14 protein-coding genes and 2 pseudogenes are annotated in these 16,107 nt (G+C 65.3%); 11 read left to right on the top strand and 5 right to left on the bottom strand.

What is annotated here, in order from left to right; genetic code table 11:
• Positions 1 to 32: 32 nt before the first annotated feature.
• From MJQ72_RS18990 to MJQ72_RS18980, 3 genes are all read right to left on the bottom strand, one after another.
• A complete protein-coding gene (locus MJQ72_RS18990; protein WP_240600697.1) occupies positions 33 to 416 on the bottom strand; it encodes an effector-associated constant component EACC1 in 384 nt (127 codons plus the stop codon).
• A 631-nt stretch (positions 417 to 1,047) separates the two neighbouring features.
• On the bottom strand, positions 1,048 to 1,251 hold the full coding sequence (locus MJQ72_RS18985) for a cold-shock protein (RefSeq protein WP_240600696.1): 204 nt from the start codon (positions 1,249 to 1,251) through the stop codon (positions 1,048 to 1,050).
• A gap of 811 nt (positions 1,252 to 2,062) precedes the next feature.
• Positions 2,063 to 2,512 carry an SRPBCC family protein gene (locus MJQ72_RS18980; protein WP_396426962.1) on the bottom strand — a complete coding sequence of 150 codons (450 nt, stop codon included), beginning with the start codon at positions 2,510 to 2,512 and terminating at the stop codon, positions 2,063 to 2,065.
• Between the two features lie 209 nt (positions 2,513 to 2,721).
• On the opposite strand from MJQ72_RS18980, the gene MJQ72_RS18975 reads away from it, so the two are divergent.
• The 10 genes and pseudogenes from MJQ72_RS18975 (at position 2,722) to MJQ72_RS18930 (ending at position 12,432) form a co-directional block, all read left to right on the top strand.
• Positions 2,722 to 2,904, top strand: a complete 183-nt coding sequence (locus MJQ72_RS18975) for a hypothetical protein (protein WP_240600695.1) — start codon at positions 2,722 to 2,724, stop codon at positions 2,902 to 2,904.
• 616 nt (positions 2,905 to 3,520) lie between these two features.
• A complete protein-coding gene (locus MJQ72_RS18970; RefSeq protein WP_240600694.1) occupies positions 3,521 to 3,769 on the top strand; it encodes a hypothetical protein in 249 nt (82 codons plus the stop codon).
• A complete protein-coding gene (locus tag MJQ72_RS18965) occupies positions 3,769 to 5,286 on the top strand; it encodes a wax ester/triacylglycerol synthase family O-acyltransferase (protein ID WP_240600693.1) in 1,518 nt (505 codons plus the stop codon). The genes MJQ72_RS18970 and MJQ72_RS18965 overlap by 1 nt, the downstream gene beginning before the upstream one ends.
• A gap of 293 nt (positions 5,287 to 5,579) precedes the next feature.
• Positions 5,580 to 5,786 (top strand): hypothetical protein, encoded by a 207-nt coding sequence (locus MJQ72_RS18960; RefSeq protein WP_240600692.1) that lies wholly within the window; start codon positions 5,580 to 5,582, stop codon positions 5,784 to 5,786.
• Between the two features lies 1 nt (position 5,787).
• Positions 5,788 to 6,066 carry a hypothetical protein gene (locus MJQ72_RS18955; RefSeq protein ID WP_240600691.1) on the top strand — a complete coding sequence of 93 codons (279 nt, stop codon included), beginning with the start codon at positions 5,788 to 5,790 and terminating at the stop codon, positions 6,064 to 6,066.
• A gap of 281 nt (positions 6,067 to 6,347) precedes the next feature.
• Positions 6,348 to 7,163, top strand: a complete 816-nt coding sequence (locus MJQ72_RS18950) for a DUF5677 domain-containing protein (protein ID WP_240600690.1) — start codon at positions 6,348 to 6,350, stop codon at positions 7,161 to 7,163.
• A gap of 68 nt (positions 7,164 to 7,231) precedes the next feature.
• Positions 7,232 to 7,527: pseudogene (locus tag MJQ72_RS18945) on the top strand (tyrosine-type recombinase/integrase).
• A 161-nt stretch (positions 7,528 to 7,688) separates the two neighbouring features.
• Entirely contained in the window at positions 7,689 to 7,853 is a 165-nt protein-coding gene (locus MJQ72_RS18940; RefSeq protein ID WP_240601364.1) for a helix-turn-helix domain-containing protein, read from the top strand.
• A gap of 394 nt (positions 7,854 to 8,247) precedes the next feature.
• Positions 8,248 to 8,632: pseudogene (locus tag MJQ72_RS18935) on the top strand (DUF4360 domain-containing protein).
• A gap of 236 nt (positions 8,633 to 8,868) precedes the next feature.
• The gene (locus MJQ72_RS18930; protein WP_240600688.1) at positions 8,869 to 12,432 is read left to right on the top strand and encodes a hypothetical protein; all 3,564 of its coding nucleotides are present in this window, start codon (positions 8,869 to 8,871) and stop codon (positions 12,430 to 12,432) included.
• A 952-nt stretch (positions 12,433 to 13,384) separates the two neighbouring features.
• Here the strand turns inward: MJQ72_RS18930 and MJQ72_RS18925 are convergent.
• Positions 13,385 to 14,431, bottom strand: a complete 1,047-nt coding sequence (locus MJQ72_RS18925) for a DMT family transporter (RefSeq protein ID WP_240600687.1) — start codon at positions 14,429 to 14,431, stop codon at positions 13,385 to 13,387.
• Positions 14,432 to 14,771: 340 nt separating this feature from the next.
• Between MJQ72_RS18925 and MJQ72_RS18920 the strand changes: the two genes are divergently transcribed.
• Positions 14,772 to 15,680, top strand: a complete 909-nt coding sequence (locus MJQ72_RS18920; protein WP_240600686.1) for a polysaccharide deacetylase — start codon at positions 14,772 to 14,774, stop codon at positions 15,678 to 15,680.
• A gap of 21 nt (positions 15,681 to 15,701) precedes the next feature.
• On the opposite strand, the gene MJQ72_RS18915 is transcribed toward MJQ72_RS18920, so the two are convergent.
• A complete protein-coding gene (locus MJQ72_RS18915) occupies positions 15,702 to 16,085 on the bottom strand; it encodes a VOC family protein (RefSeq protein WP_240600685.1) in 384 nt (127 codons plus the stop codon).
• Between the last annotated feature and the right edge of the window lie 22 nt (positions 16,086 to 16,107).

Raw genomic sequence — 16,107 nt, 5'->3', positions numbered from 1 at the left:
CGCACCTGGCGTACTCAACGCCGGCGACGACGTCACGTCGCCGATCCGGCGTCGGACCCGGCGGGCAGTACGTCACGCATCTCGGCTATGAGCACCTGGATCTGGTCGGCGGTCAGCCCGCGCACGTTCTCGGCGTTCAGTTCGATCGTCGTGTCAGGTCCGGCGACCTTCACCGAGACGTTGCCGACCCGGCGCCGCAACCACGTGATCACCGCTGTCACCAGCACCGTCACCGCACCCCCCTGCCCCAGCGCGACCACCAACGCAGAATCGATGACCCCCAGCTCCGAGGCCTTCGCAAGCCCAGCCACCGGCCGCACACGACCGCGCAACTCGTTGGCCTCGGCCAGTTCCTGATCCAGCGACCGGAGCTCGTCGGACGCATGCTCTGCCTGAACCGTGATCGTCAAGTTCACAAAAACCCCTAGACCGGACTCCGTCCACCACGTGCCTGAAGCCCGTGACTGATAATCGCAGCCTCTCGCAGCAGCGTAACCGGGCACCGCAGAAAACACCCCTGCGGCGGAACGCGTCAACTCCAGAGTGCTCGTACTGTTACCTGACAGGCGCTTTATGTCATCCCAATCGCGCCTCCGCGACAGCCAATGTCGAAATGCCGACCTCATTTGTTGCCCGTTCACGACCGACTTCGCATCCCCCGGGCCGAGTAACGAAACGAACGAGTCCTCGCGTGACCGTACTACGGGTGTTCGGCCAGCCGCGCGGCGAGCGCGGCAAGATCGAACCCGGCGAAGCCCCCTCGCCTACGTCGCAATCACCCGTGCCCAGTACCGCCTCGACTTCGGTGGCCTGGCCCGGCTCAACCAACACCCAGACTGCAACCCCGCGAACACGCCGCCCGTAGCAGGCCGAAGCCGCTGAGATTGCCCACGTTGCCGACGTGACCGAACGCGTCCTCCCCGTCGCGGCGACTCGCAGTATGCCGCCGTTGGCAATAGACGTCGATCTTCGGCGGCGTTGGTCGGCTTCACAACGGGCGAAGGCCCTTGCTCGTCAAACCGAGCAAGGGCCTTCGGGGTTGAACCGTCAGATGGCGGTGACGCGCTGCGCCTGCGGCCCTTTCTGACCTTGGCCGATCTCGTATTCGACCCGCTGCCCCTCATCCAGGGACTTGAAGCCGGTGCCCTGGATTTCCGAGTAGTGCACGAAGACGTCCGGCCCACCGTCGTCCTGCGTGATGAAGCCATAACCCTTCTCTCCGTTGAACCACTTCACACTGCCTTGAGCCATACTTTTACCTATTCTCTTCGTCGTGATCGGAGCGAATTCGGATGGCCCGATCTTGGCATTCGTTCTCGCGGATGGGCCGGAGGCACCGTCGCTCATCGCAAGGTAACAGCCTGCGCTTGACTCGTCGCCCTCAAGTCGGTGAAGCCCGAGGAACACCTCGCCGACTCGGTCCGCATGTCGGCAGCGATCCCGCCCAGTCCTGTGAAGACACCCCCGAACTCCGCCGGAATGGCTCGCTCGGGATGGGTGAAGCGGGCTGTGTCGGCGATGTGTGCGGCGAGATCACCCATCCGCTCGATATTCTCCGCGCAGCACACCACGGCCAAGATCGCGCGCAGGCCTGCAACGCAGGCAGCGACTGAGCCTGCGTCTCACATTCCGCACGTGCCCAGTTCACCGCCCCGGCGGTGGCGTGTCCAAGATCGTCCCCCACGGACGGTCGTTTTGCAGATCGGCTCAACTCGTTGGAAAGTTTCCAGGCGCTGCAGGGTGTCGGAGGGGTTAATTCCGGCCGCGTTGGCGAGCAGCGGCAGGCACACGCCGTGCTCGCCGACCTCATCGGTGAGCACGTCCGTGACCCCATTGCCCGGTCGAGCTCGGTGTCCGGAGCCCCCACACCACGCCCATGCCGCCGACCTGACGTCTCCGGCACTGATCCACACCAGCGGCCGATACCGGCTCGCAAGCTCGCCAAATTCATTCTTAATATGGTGAAAGCCCGTGATCACCGAACCGGTGTCGCGGCGCGCTTCACAGTGCAGCCGGGGGTCGGCTCCTGCCGTTGTACATCGGTGTGGGGCGCTGAACAGTGTTAGGAGGCCGTGGCCAGGACTCTCCGGGCAAGCCCGGAGAGGGCGCGTTCGGTGATGATTCGTTCGGCCTGGCGGCGCAGAACGCTGAGCACCTTGACTTTCAGCGCCAAGCTCAGCCGATAGGTCACCAATGTCCCGGTGTCGGTGGCCGTCAGAGTATAGGAGCCCTCGAGGCTGTGCAGCATCCGGGAGGATTCCAGCGTCCACTGCACTGCCCGGTCACCGTCCCACCGGTAGCGCAGGGTCTGTTCGTCGCGGATCGCCGCGGCGTCGATGTGCATCCGTACCCGGTATGCTCGGCCGTCGGTGTCGAGTTCGAGGACCTCGGCGTGAGTGATTTCACCGGCCCACCGTGGGTAGGACTCGAAGTCGGCGATCGCCGCCATCACAGCCGCAGGGGACGCAGTGATCGTGATGCTCGACCGGGTCTGTTCCTCTGTCGTCACCATGTAGGCCCTTTTCGTTGTCGCTCATCGTGTCCAGGTACGGCAGACCATCGTGGCACACCTAGGCGCCACGACGAGGTGGCCGACACGACGGCCGGCAACGAGATCACCCCAGCGTGTCGAAGCCCGGGGTGACTGGGCGAGGTCGGGTGAGGTCGCGATCTGGCCCACGCTGGCTATATTTGGCGCCGCAGGCCCCGTAGAGTCTGGGGATGGACGTATTCGCGACGGTGTTGCGGAGCCGGATTGCCGACGCGGCGAAGGCCGAAGCGGCCGCGCGGCAAGCCGGTCGCTCCGACGAAGCGGAGCTGCATGCCGCTCGGCTGGCCGACCTGTTCGATCTCGCCGCCGAACACGACATCGCGGTGGAGACGCAGACCGACACCGTCGGCTGAATCATTCCTGAATGGTCAGGACCGCCCCGCAGGTCCCGTGCCCAGTGCGACTCATGCCTGCGATACCAGCAGCGCGTGGGCGTGTTCTTCACAGGCGTCGCGTTCGCGGTCAGCCCCAGCAACGCCCGGCGGGCTAGCCGAATCCCGTCCGGCTCATCGGGTGGGTGGAGATCGCCACACGATCGATGTGCCCGTATACCGCTGCCGGAGGGCTTGCCACCAGACTCCATGTGGTGCATACCCTCGAGCCAACCTACCCCTCCGGAGCGGGCATGGGGACGGACCCGACCTCCGTGGACATCAAGGCGGCCGATTCCGAGCGACCGGTCCTGGCAGGTGCCATGCCGTCGGCGCCCGGGCTCATGTCCGTGCGGCACCGCGCATTCGGCCGAGGAGTGTTGCTGACGGGGGCGGTGGGACTGGGTGCGGCGGCGCTCGCGGTGATGGGTGCGGCGCTCGGGCGCCTGCTGGCGGGCACCGTACTCGCCGGCCTGTCCCGCCGTGGTGCTCGTCGCCCCAGTCAGCGACCGGGCCTGGGTGCGTCCGCGGGTGGCCGATGAGAGCCGGTACCGACTCGTCCGCGCAGTGGATGAGGCCGCGCGGATCGACTGATGGAGTGCTGGCTTCCGCGATTGAGCGGCTCGGCGGGTTGCGCGGGGTCATCGGCGTGACACCGGGTACCGACTCCGGCGGACCGGTGATCGACGTGTGGGTCACCGACCGCGCGGCCGCGGAGCCGATCCCGACCTATTGGCACGGTGTGCCGATGCGCCTGACCTGCCTGGGCTTGCCCGCGGTCGTGGTACCCGCTCCCCGCACACCCTCCGGGCGCCATGCCCGCCACCTCGAGGACACCGACCTGTGATGACCGGCCACGAACTTGAGGAACAGCTCTCGCCGCTGGATGTGGCCTTCCTGGCGCTCGAGCACGCCGCGCCGATGCACCTGGGCGCGCTCCTGCCCCTCACCGCCGCCCCCGGCGAGGATCCGCCCACGGTGATGGGTTTGGCCGCCTTGCTGGCGACGCGGGCAGCGCGGCTGCCACGACTACGGCAACGGATCACCCCCACTTGGTCCCCGCCAGGCGGTGCTACCTGGACCACAGATCCCGGCTTCGACGTCCACACGCACGTGCACACCCATCAACTGCCCTCCGGTGGCGGGTGGGACGCGGTATCCGCGCTGACCGAGGACCTGATGCGCCGGCCGTTGGAACTGATTCGTCCGCCCTGGGCGTTGCATGTGCTCGGCTGCCTCGACCATGATCCGGTAGGGGGCCGGATCATGGTGCTGGTCACCCTCCACCACGCCCTCTGCGACGGAGCCGGTGCCATCCGCCTCGGCATGTCCCTGCTCGATACCACCGCAGCCCATGGGGTCCACGCTGCCGATGGCTTGGCCGCCCCACAGAGCCCATCGCCGAGTCCGGTGTCATCGGCCCGTCCCGGACGTGTGCTGCGCACCGCGCTCTCGACCGCCACCCTGGCCGTGAACACTGCGGTGTCGAAGGCGACGGTCGCAGTCCGTGACCCGGCCGGCGCGGCCCGCCAAGCCCGAGCGCGGCTCAGCGCCGGGACCGACATCGCTGTCGCGGTGGCCCGCCAGGTCCGGTGGCCCGCGCCACGCTCGCCGTTGTCCGCGCCGGTGCACGCATTCCCCTTCCCCCTGCCCCGGCGGCCACCGTTCACGGCGCTGAGGGGGCCGCGGCTACCACGGGAGAGGCTGGTGCGGATGATCCGGCTGGACGACCAGGACATCCGCCGGGTCCGGCATAGTCATGGCGGCACCAGCCATGACGTGCTGCTCACGGTGCTCGCCGGTGCGTTGCGGACCTGGTTGGCCAGTCGGGGCGAACCGGTCGAGACGGCCCGGGTGCGGGCGTTGATCCCGGTCGACCAACGCCCTCGCGCCCGCGGCACCGGTGGTGCGAATCAGGTATCGGGCTATCTGTGCGACCTGCCCGTCGACCGATCGGATCCCGCCGCGCGGCTGGCCGTGGTACGAGAGGCGATGCAGGCGAATAAGGCCGCCGGTCCGCGGCGCGGCGCAGCTGCGATGGCATTGTTCGCGCACGCGGTCCCGCCAGCGGCGCACCGGGTGCTGACCCCGCTGGCCGCCCGGCACGCCAGGGTCCTGTTCGACCTGGTTGTCACCACCGTCCGGCTGCCCGCGGTGCCGTTGACCATCGGCGGCGCTGCCGTGGGCGAGGTGTACCCGCTGGTGCCGCTCACCCCCGGGCACGCCCTGGGAGTAGCGCTGTGCCACCACGACGGCGCCGTCCACGTCGGGCTGCACGCGGACCGTGACATCTTGCCTGACCTGGACAAACTCGCCGAGGCCATCCCAACAGCGTTGGCCGAGTTCGCCGACACTACCGGATGACACGTGGAGTCTCGGCGGTGAGCGGATTTCGTCGTCACGACAGGACGGGTCCGGTTTCCTCTCCGCTCAAGGACCAAGGGATTCTCAGCTGTGGCTGGGCGTAGCGCGCCAGGCGCCGGTCAAGATCGGCGTCCTCGACCGCGCGCAGCGACCGGGAAGTCCTCAACCTGCTTACCAAACGCGCCCAGACGCTGCACCTGGGCGCGGCCAACTACTGCTGGTTCACCGACCCGTCTCGAGCGCTCTGCCTGAAACTCGCCGGCACCCCGCATGCCGACCAGCCTCTGGCCGGCATGTGTGACTCCGCGCGCTGCCCGCAAGCCACCCACCACCCCTGCCACCGCCCGGTCTGGGCCGAGCATGCCGCGCAGACCACAACCTTCCTCGGCAGCCTCGGCCCGACTCGCAAGACCGAACGCGCCCGCCTGCAAACCGATCTCGACCGCGCCCTGGGCGTCCTTGACGCCATCGCCACCGCCACCGACCAGAACAAGGAGTGACATGCGGATCACTGCGGCACAGCGCACAGCCAACGAGAACCGGGTCCGCGCTGCCATGGATCGGCTCCTGCGCGGCGAAATCCCGCCCGGCGGCCACTGCGACATCAAGACCCTCGCCGCCGAGGCCGACGTCGACCGCACCGCCTTCTACGGCAACCGGCCCTACGCCCACCTGCGCGCCGAGTTCGAACGGCGCCTGCGGCCCTCCAGGAGACCGGCGAGCAACCCGACCCGCGCGACGCCCAGATCACCCGTCTCAAGAACGAGATCACCGCGCTGAAGGACCGTCTTACGAAGGCAACCAACGCAATCGCCGAACTCAGCGACTTCCAGACCCAAGCTCTTGCACAATTCGCCGCTCAACACGACGAGATCAGCCGCCTGCGGAACGCCGCCACCTCCGCAAGCCGAGTCAGCCGACTGCCGCAGCGAGCGGCCGCTATCGGATCATGTAGCTGACCTCGTCGAGGGCTTCATGCCAGCGTTATCACCGAACTCAGGGTTCCGAGCGCGAGTGGACTTACCCTTCAGTCTGCCCAATACCAATCGAGGGAAGATCAAGTGAACGACAGCGACAACACCGTCATCGCCGACGACGAGGCAACAGGCCAACGGGCGCACGAAGCGATAGCGATGCTTACCGATCAGTTCGAGAGAATCACCGAAGCCGGTGAGATCACCGTCAACCACGACACAAGCAGGCTGTTCAAGGCGCTCTTCGGTTGGTGGGCGAAGATCAACCGCAGCAGCCAGCTGGTTGCCCTGGCTCACAACAACCGATTGGGACACGAATCCGGGCCGATTGTCCGCTCGATCATCCAGCACACGCTGGTGCTCCAATGGGTTCTCGACGAAGGCGACGACGCCCTGGACGCCTTGGTCGAATACGGGGAGGACAACACGCGCAAGCTCATGGAAGACCTCGAACGAGCGGAATGGCCGATCCCACCGGGCGCGGAGCGGGAGAAACCAAGCGAACCGCAGGTTCCCCATCGACTCCTCGGCATGATCAAAAACTTCGCCGACCTCTGTATTGCCTACGACGCCAGGAAGCTCTACGTCGCCTACCGCCTGCTCTCAGCTCAGATTCATCCCAGCCCGCAGGGCGGGATGGCCTACGTTGACGACACTGGCACGCTCAGCAACTACGCCGCCAAACAGACCTGGGGGCTGTTGATCCAGACGGCCATGTGTCTGATCCAGGCCGCCCGCACCTTCAACCCCCTCATCGAAGGTCAACCCCTCAACGATGTAATCACTCGTGCTGAGACACGTCTTGGCACCGAGATCGGCCTCTGGACTCGGCGGCAAAAGCCGTCCAAGTCGACATCACATCGCACATCGAGCAAACCAAATCAGCCGTCCCGAGACGTCTGACCATCACCTGATGTCCGAGCTGGTCCAGCAAGTCAGGAAGTGATACCCGCCACAGCGAAGAGGGGCTATTGCAACACCAACCACGGTCTGCGTCGCGAACTCCGCAATCACCAACCTCGCGCAGCTCAATCGCCACACGAACCCAACCGCACACGGCGACTGCGGACACAAGGCACTCCTATGTGACGCATCTGATCGAGGCCGGATGGGATCCGCGGTTCGTGCAGGAACAGGTCGGTCACGAGCACGCTTCCACGACTTAATCTACACTTGCGTGGGCTCGGACTTCCGCCGTCGCACCCTGCGCCGTCACCTCGATGCTGCGGTCGCCGAGGCGCTGGCCGGTCCGGAAGTGCTGTCGTGAAGCGGAAAGTCGGCTACGCCTGGAGCTGCGGGAGATCATGGCCACCCGCGGGGTCTTCACCGCCACCGAACTCGTCCCCTGCTGCAGGACCGCGGCATCGACCTGTCCGCCTCCCAGGTCCACCGGCTGGTCTCCGGCACCCCGAGCGGCTGTCGTTGCAGGTGCTGTCGGCGTTCTGCGACATCCTCGGCTGCACCCCGGCCGACCTGGTCACGACCACCGCCGAGAACGCCGGCGTCCGCAAAACCGCCACCTACGACCAGCCAGCACCTCCCTCGACCGCAGCCAGGCTGCGGCCCCGGCCCGCCCGAATCCTCGGCGAATGAGCCGCGCCCGCTGCACCTTCGCCGATCAACTCGCCGAACTCCTCGACGACGGTACCGGCCGCATCCGGCCCGAACTGGTCCCACTCGCCAAGCATTTGCTCGCGATGAACAACTCGAAGTCGGGGCTGTCATGGCTGCGTCCGTCCCATCGCCCGGCCCGGCCGCCGGCGGTGCTGCTCCAGGAACTCGGCCGCGGGGAGATCGAGCTGACCTATGAGGCATTCCAAGCCCTCCAACCCTGGCGAGCCGCAGCCCATCTGCGGGAGCTGCTGATGGCCTGCGGTGTCCTGCCTGTGGTCGACAAGCAGATCTGCACATTCGAACGGTGGGTGATTGTCCACCTCGCCTCGGTCGCCGACCCGGAGCACGCGCAGCTGGTACGCCGCTTCGTCACATGGGAAGTACTGCCACGACTACGGGCCCGCGCGGACAGAAAGCCGCTCACGCCAGCGATCCGCCGGGATTCACCTACGGCATCGCGGGCACCGACTACCGCGGATTCGCCTCCTTGGCCGCGGGAGCCACCGGACTGGAACGCGCCGACTACTACTTGCCACGGCAATTCGCCGACGTCGTACGTGAACCACAACCTCAAAGGCCCGTTCGAGGACAACTGGCAGTTCATCGACGACATCGAAGTCGGCGCCATCGTCTACAAGCCCTGTGATGAGGACCGGAACTTCAACATCAACACGGAACTGCGGGCCGCGGTCGGCACTTCCGATCCGAAGAAGACCACCAGTTTCGGACTCCCGACGCGGACCCAAGCCTCGGAGTAGGGGTTCGTTATTTGGGTCAGGGCGGGGATGATCCGAGCGTTCGTTCGGCGACGGTGGCGATGATGTCACCGCAGGGCGCGATTGTAGCTGTGATCGATCGGGCAGAAGCTGCGAAGAAAGGGCCCATGTTGATCCTCATAATCGAGCCGTGGTCTGCGGTAGGGCAAGCTCTTGGGGTTGAAGTCCTGAAGTCCTGGAGGCTGAGTTCGACCTTGCGATCATGAGGAGGATTGTCGTTGCTGTTAACGGACGCGCCGGTCTTGACCGGGCTGGCTGGCAGGGATGTCGCCCTCTTCCCCAAGGAAATGGGCGAGTTGGTCGTGCACGTCTCTTTGCCGGAGGTCGCCCCGGAGGTCTCGGCGGCTCGGGGCCGGGGGCCGGGGCACTCCCGCGATGCGCGGGCCGCCGCCGGTGGGTTCGGCGGCTACTACCTTGTCGGGCCGGTGCCGGCGGCGTCCTTTCCCCAGGCCGTGAAGCGACCCGGGGTGCACGAGGGAGTCAGGCCTTGGCCGTGGCAACCGGGGGTGGATCCGTTCGTCCTGATGGCTCATTCCCTTCATCGGGAGCAGCTGTGTCTGGTGGTGGACGGTCAGGCGCAGCCTGTTACCGATGAGGCGCTGGGTTCGTGGCTTCGGGTGCTGCCGGAGCTGAGTGCCTCGAGCCGGCCGCTGGAGGACCCGCTGGTTCTCTTGACCTGCAGCAGGGTGGACGCGCGGCAGGGGCTGGCCGATCAGCTCGGACGCCTGGTCTGGTTTCCGCACGGTGACATGTCGGCGTTGTTCCTTGACCCGGCCGGCCGCGCCCCGGGGGCCGAGGTGAGGGTGGGTCTGCACCACACTCAGGACGGCCGCGGTGGACGGTTCACCTCCGTCTATCCCCAGGGCCCGGCTGGTGACCGGGTGCGGTGGGCGTACCGGTCCCGGTTCCCCGCCGACCCCACCGGCTGGCTGGCCGAACGGTCCGCCCCACCCGGTGCTGTGGCTCCCGCCGGACTGCGCCCGTACCCGTTCGGTGGCCTGCGCACCCGCGGCCTGTCCTACTTCGACCGGCGTGACCACCACTCCCGCTTCGCTGCCCTGAACGCCCGACTGGGGTCTTCGTATGTGGCCTGGACCCCGAACCACGCCTACCAGCCCGGGATCCGGGCACACAGTGACCCGGTCACAGCGCGGCCCTGGCACAGCCGGGAACTAGGGCGGCTGCCGTTCGACCTGCCCGCCACAGCCATCGTGGCCGGCTACTTCGCTGACGGCAGGTTCGCGGTCTACGACGTGCGGCAGGACCTGACCCATTGGGAGACACCGTCGGCGTTCGGGCGGCGCCTGCGCAGGGATCTGACCGCGGCCGGGGACCCGATGCCCTCGCGGGTGCTGCTGCTGACCGACTTCGACGCGGTCCCTACCCTGGCTCGCCAGCAGATCATGCCAGGCCTGGACGGTACGACGCTGATCACCGCGAACACACCCGCGACCCTGTTCCTCGACGAAACCGACCCAAAGGGTGGTGTTCCCACAGCGCGCATCGCGCTGCTTCCGGCCGAGGGCACCGTCGGCCCGCCGGTGTGGACGGCCACGACTTCCGCCGGTACGTCCACCATGGTGTCCCGGCCTGCCGATATTCGTGTTATTTCGACCACCTCGGACACACCCGGCAGCGGAGTAGTACAGCGTTCCCCGGCCGAGGAGCTGGGGCGGGTGCGGATGCCGGTTCCGGTGGGATTGCCGGTGTCAGCGGTGGCACGCTCGGCGGGTGGCAAGGCAGCACTGGTGGAACAGGGGCCGCTGGGGCGGTCCGGGCCGCAGGAGTGGTTCGAGATCCTGGACCGGGAAGGAGCGGGGATAGTGATTTACCGGGTCTCCAGCTGGGGCCGGATCGGAATACCCGGATGGGCGAACCCGGTACCGGGAGTGGGATGGGCACAGTGGGGACACGATCTCATCCACCCGTCAACGGGAGTAGTGCTACGAGGACACACGGGCTGGATCGGACGGCTAACAGCCGCGGAACTACCCGGCGTTCGATCCGCCCTCGCTGCGCACGGGGCGGAACAGTTCACGTTGTCCGCGACGCCGGCCGGGGTTTACGCGACACCCGTGGGAGGCGGGAGAGTGTGGCAGATCCCGTTCCACGGACACGTGCGCCGCGCCGCCCCCACCACGACACTGGAACTGGGCCGACCGGGACAACCGCTGCCTACGGCACCCGAGCTGACCGAAGACGAACTGTCGATGCTCGCGGCCGAGGTCCAGAAAGAGCTGCGCACACTACGCAAACCGGGAATGGCGCGGATCATCGTGACACGAGAAGACGTACACGCGGCACACAGCCAATTGCATCCCTCACTGTGGCAGCACCCGTTGTCCATACAGGGGACCAAGATCGCACACTACTGGGTAAGCGGGCACCAGAACGGCGTCCAGCTTCCCGGCGCAGGCCAAAGCGTCGAGGCCGAGTGGGCGTATCCGATCGAGGTCGACCCCTTCGGCTCCGACCTGGAAGATGACGGGTCGATCGACATCGAAGTGGAACAGCTCCACGACACGGAGGTACTGGCACGCCGCAGGGGCGCGGAGGTGATATTGGAAACACAGTACTTCTACCAAGACGACCAGGACCGACTCCACGCTACCGAGCAAAGCGCACTGTCAGCGTCCGCGGGCAGAATAAGATCGGGAATCCTCGGACTCCCCGAGCTTGTCCTGTGGGTCATGCCGCACCTGCCCGGCGAGGCACGCGACATTTCCCTGGACGACGGCAGGACCGCCTACCAGATGGTGGGCGAGGCGTTGGCAGGGGTACCCGGAGCCCTGGGTGATCAGCCCGGCACTGCGCTGGCGGACGTGCTCCGTCCGCAGGACGGCTGGGAAGTGACCGAGCTGGGTCATGCAGCCTGGATCGGCCCCTCGGCATTGGGGGCTGGTGGAACTGCGGCTGCGGTCCACTTCAATGTGGGTGTGCCCGCGGAGACGGGCTACCTTTTCCGGCAGTATCTGCAGGCGCAAACATCTGTTGCTTCCACCTGGGGCTTGCACACACTGGCCCACCGCCATGACGCGTTGCGATTCGCCGATGAGGTCGCAGCCTGGTACTTGAGCTGGCGTGCCCTAGGCCATATCTCGGAACGCATGGACCGGGCGAGGAGCTTCGTCGGCGTAGCGGACCTGTCGGCACAGGCCGTGCGCTCCCACGTGTTGTCGGCCTACGTCCATGCAGCAGCGGTCTTCACAGAGCCGGCCACCATGGATCCGGTGAAATACCACGCAGCCGATCTGACCCGACATGAGCCCAAGGACCTGCGTCGAGCTCTGCCCGCCCAGTCCCAGGAGTTCCTCCGGCTGTTCGCTCGGAAGATCTATCACCTGATGATCGCCATGGTCACCCGGCGGATACCGGACCGCCTCGCTCTTGCGAGGTCGCAGAACGTCATCGACTCGGAGGAGCGGCTTCAAGCGAGTGACAACCACACGCGCATGTACTGGGAGGCGGCACTCACGAACCAGCACGACCACCAGTACGTGATGAAGGCATGCTTCAAGCGAATGACTGTACTGGACAATTTCGACGTGGTGGACGGCATACCGTTGGCGGTGATCGAGGTGCGGTGCTTCGGGTCGAAGCAGTACCTGACCTACACGGAGATGGCCCAGGCGCAAGATCAGATCGCGGACGCCGCGAGGCACGCTCACGCGATGGCTCGGAGATTGCGCGAGCCTACACCCGAGATGCTGGCCGACTTTGAGGCGGCCTTGCAGGAACTGCGTGCTCACGAGGCAGGCTATGGCCCCACGTCGCTCGTTTAGGTCGAAGCCTCCTGATCTTTGCGCGTCGACCCGTGGGCTGGACCTGCACCGATTGACCGCTGAGAGCGACATCCGACGGGTTGTCTGCACGCCGCGGACGAGGACCCTCCGTCCAGAGTGCCTACCGGCCCGATCTCCTTCTCATCAAGGAGGAGTTTGAGAAAGGGGGCTCGATCATTTTGCCAGCTCTTTGACCAACATGATGCAGTTCAGAGGATATCAAGGAGGGACCGGAGTGCAGCTCGTCCGCACGCCTAGGCGGATGAGGCAAAACTGTTCACAGACGTGAATCGATCGTCACCCGGCCAAGCGATTCGGCACCAACAGCCTGCCGTGCGATGCCCGATCATCACGAAGGTCTTCCCGAATGGACAGTGTCGCGGTCCACACTGCCTCAATTCAGTGGGACTAGACTGCACTGGTGTTCCCTGGCTCATCGAATGGGTGGAACACCTCTCGATCGACGTACCCGCTCACCACTTCCGGAGTGTTGTCACAAGACTCCGCACAGTGCAGAACCTCGAATCGGGCTTCACTTCCACAGCTGACATCGATACGGACACGGCTGCCCCGCACCTGACGGCGGACGGAGGGCCGTTCCGCGGCGGATAGCCCCGCGATTCCCCTATCCACCAACACAGCGTCAGCCCGGTCCAATCCGAGCATCGCGATCAAGTCGGCGCTGTCGGCCTCGTCCCGCGACGTCCGGCGGACGGTCCACATGGCGCGGGAGGCCTCGTCCAAATGTCCCAGCAGCCCGACCCCATTCCCGTCGAGGAGGAGTTTGAGCGGGGCAACCTCGGGCCGAGGTAAGTTTTTCTCGGGCATTTGCACCTCTCGGCCAAGATGACACAATTCGGGTAAATTAAAGTCAATCTTCTTCGCAGCCGCGACAGCGCCCCCCAGCACAACATCCGGTATCCCGGCGACAGGAGCTGAGACCCTGCAGGCTTCAGGCGATGACCGTCAGCGCGACACCCAGAAAGGTGCCCACGACGCCGACGGCCTGTACTGGCGCCAGGCGCTCGTTCGCGATCGTGCGGGCCAGCAGCACGGTGACTACTGGGTATAGCGAGGAAAGCACGGCGGTGACACCGATGTAGCCGCGTTGACTGGCGAAGGCAAAAAGAAGGCTGGCACCGGCGTCGGCCAATCCAACGAGGACGATCGGGACGACGTAACGGCCCCGCACGCCGCCAACGCTCTGTTTGACGACCGCGATGAGCACGACGAGGACGGCCCCTGCCAGCCGCATACCCCATAATGTCAGTACGGCACTAGTTGTGGCGCCGCGGGCGATGAAGGTCAGGGTCAGTCCGAAGAAGATGGCGGCCGCAGCCGCCAGAATCACGGGCCGGGAACCCGTGCCCCGTTGAAGTTTCGGCCCGCTGGCCGCAGCCACACCAGCCAAACTGAGGACGATTCCCAGCAAAGTGACGGGGCCGAACCGCTCACCCATCGCCATACCGGCAAGCACCGGGATGATCGCTCCCAGTGCGCCGATCGGTGCCACCACTCCCATGCTTCCCGCGCTCAGCGCCGCAAAGTAGCAGCCCAGACCCGCAACCGCAGAGATGCCGGCCGCCGCCGCCCAGGGAACCCAATCGCTCGGCCCAGCGAACCCGCCAGCCAAGGGAACCGCCACGGCCGTGAGAAAGAGCAGGCCGACAGCAAACCCCATACCGACTACAGCGACAGACCGGACACGCCGCGACAACAACGCTCCCAGGAAATCGCCGGTGCCGGCCAATACGCTGGCAGCCAAGGCTAACAATACGCTCACGTTTCGGCCTGTCCTGGCTCCTGGAGAAGTGTCCCGGATCTTGTAAGGTTGAGGATGATCTCCCGGCGGGAAACCTGTCAGAAGAGGGATCGACAGGAGACCATAGGTGGATGACTTGTGGTCGGCAATGCGTTTTAGCAGGTCGACACTGCAACAGTGAGCACCGATGTCCCAAGGTTCCTCTGGACTGTACAAGAGCGACATGGAGAACGCCACTGTGGTGATCCAAGCTCCCACCCGAAGTTCGCACGTGATGTGCAGCGCCGCCCTGTTATGTGCAAGGTCGCGCCCGACGCACATGACAGAGCGTCACGGACGGTCCACCGGAACGATGTTTTGCCTTCCGGGATGGACATTGTCGGGGCGTTGGGGGTACCCTGATAACCCCGCGATAGCAGCCTGCCACCGATATGCCCGTCACCAAACCAAGTTCTACAACTTCGATTGCCACAGGCAAACCACTAGTCGTGCCAGCGCAATGCAGCAGCCGGGCGAGCTCGGCCGCAGAGGTCCGCGGAGGTGCTGCCACCTCCATCCACCAAGTTGGGAGAGCGGTATGGCCACTGAGCCGAGGCTTTCGGTTTGCCTCACCTTCGATTTCGATGCCCTTGCCGTTCACCTGGGTATCTTCGGGACCCAGGACTCTCAGAGCCTGTCGCGTGGCGAGTTCGGGCCGTTCGCGATGCCCCGCATCCTCAAATTACTTGCGGATTATGACATCGTCGCGACGTTCTTCGTGCCAGGCCACACCGCCTTGGCTTATCCTGACGTCCTTCGCCGCATCCACGACGAAGGACATGAGATCGGGCACCACGGCTTTGTACACGAGATTCCCGCAACCCTCGACGAGACCACCGAGCGCAAGGTTTTCGACCTGGGCATGGAGGCACTGCAGAAGACGATCGGGGTCAGACCCAGGGGTTACCGATCACCCGGACCCGAATTCAGCCCCCACACGATCGATATCCTCGTCGAAAACGGCATGGTATACGACGCCACACTGAGCGGCAGTGACTTCACGCCCTATTACGTTCGCCAAGGAGACACAGTCTCACTGGACTCAGTATTTCAATTCGGGGCACCTTCGAGTCTTGTCGCGATTCCATTCTCATGGGACCTCGACGACTGGGTCCATTTAGAGTTCACCGCCGAGTGGGGCCCCGGCAAGCCGTGTTCGGCGGTAGAGGAGATTTGGCGCGCCGAGTTCGACTATGCGTACGCGAACGTCCCCGGGGGCGTATTCGACCTCACCATGCATCCGCAGGTAATCGGCCGCGGCTCACGTCTCGAGATGCTCAGGCGCCTCATCGAGCATATGTCTTCTCGCCCAGGTGTCGTATTCGAGTCAATAATCACCTACGCGGAACGCTGGAGAAACGCCCACCCGCTCGAACAGTGGCGTCAAGAGGCATCCGTTCATGTACGCGAGAGAAATGGCGGGCCAGCCATACATCGCGAAGACTGAGCAGCATACGGACCATCACAATCACCCTTCCGCCATCGGCGACTGAGCTTCCGCTCCGACGAAATCATGGTAGATACCGAGGGGATTTCCCCAGGGGTCTTCAAAGTCGGTGAAAATCGCCACCCCAGGTAGCGTAGTGGGCTCGGTAACTTCGATGCCAATGCTGCGCAGTCGAGCGATTTCAGCGGCCACATCGGCGACCTCGAATCGCACTCGACTGGCGAGTACGACAACATCGCACCCGCCAACGAGCTGAAACCAGGCACCTTCGCAAATCTCCCATTCAGGCCGATCACCGCGGGCGAAATTGTCCGGCGCACGGTCCAGCAAGGCGGAGTAGTAGGAAAGCGCATTTGGCAAATCACTGACATGGATACTGATCGTCAAACCGTAGACTTTTGACATGCAGGCACCGTACCATCAGATG

It is taken from the genome of Amycolatopsis sp. EV170708-02-1 (assembly GCF_022479115.1).
Taxonomy (GTDB): domain Bacteria; phylum Actinomycetota; class Actinomycetes; order Mycobacteriales; family Pseudonocardiaceae; genus Amycolatopsis.
This window is presented reverse-complemented; position numbering and strand designations above follow the sequence as displayed.

Excerpts from the sequence above, each read along its gene's own strand:
- MJQ72_RS18915 (WP_240600685.1), bottom strand. The coding sequence starts at position 16,085 with ATGTCAAAAGTCTACGGTTTGACGATCAGTATCCATGTCAGTGATTTG.
- MJQ72_RS18965 (WP_240600693.1), top strand. The coding sequence starts at position 3,769 with ATGACCGGCCACGAACTTGAGGAACAGCTCTCGCCGCTGGATGTGGCC.
- MJQ72_RS18955 (WP_240600691.1), top strand. The coding sequence starts at position 5,788 with ATGCGGATCACTGCGGCACAGCGCACAGCCAACGAGAACCGGGTCCGC.
- MJQ72_RS18960 (WP_240600692.1), top strand. The coding sequence starts at position 5,580 with ATGTGTGACTCCGCGCGCTGCCCGCAAGCCACCCACCACCCCTGCCAC.
- MJQ72_RS18920 (WP_240600686.1), top strand. The coding sequence starts at position 14,772 with ATGGCCACTGAGCCGAGGCTTTCGGTTTGCCTCACCTTCGATTTCGAT.
- MJQ72_RS18975 (WP_240600695.1), top strand. The coding sequence starts at position 2,722 with ATGGACGTATTCGCGACGGTGTTGCGGAGCCGGATTGCCGACGCGGCG.
- MJQ72_RS18985 (WP_240600696.1), bottom strand. The coding sequence starts at position 1,251 with ATGGCTCAAGGCAGTGTGAAGTGGTTCAACGGAGAGAAGGGTTATGGC.
- MJQ72_RS18980 (WP_396426962.1), bottom strand. The coding sequence starts at position 2,512 with ATGGTGACGACAGAGGAACAGACCCGGTCGAGCATCACGATCACTGCG.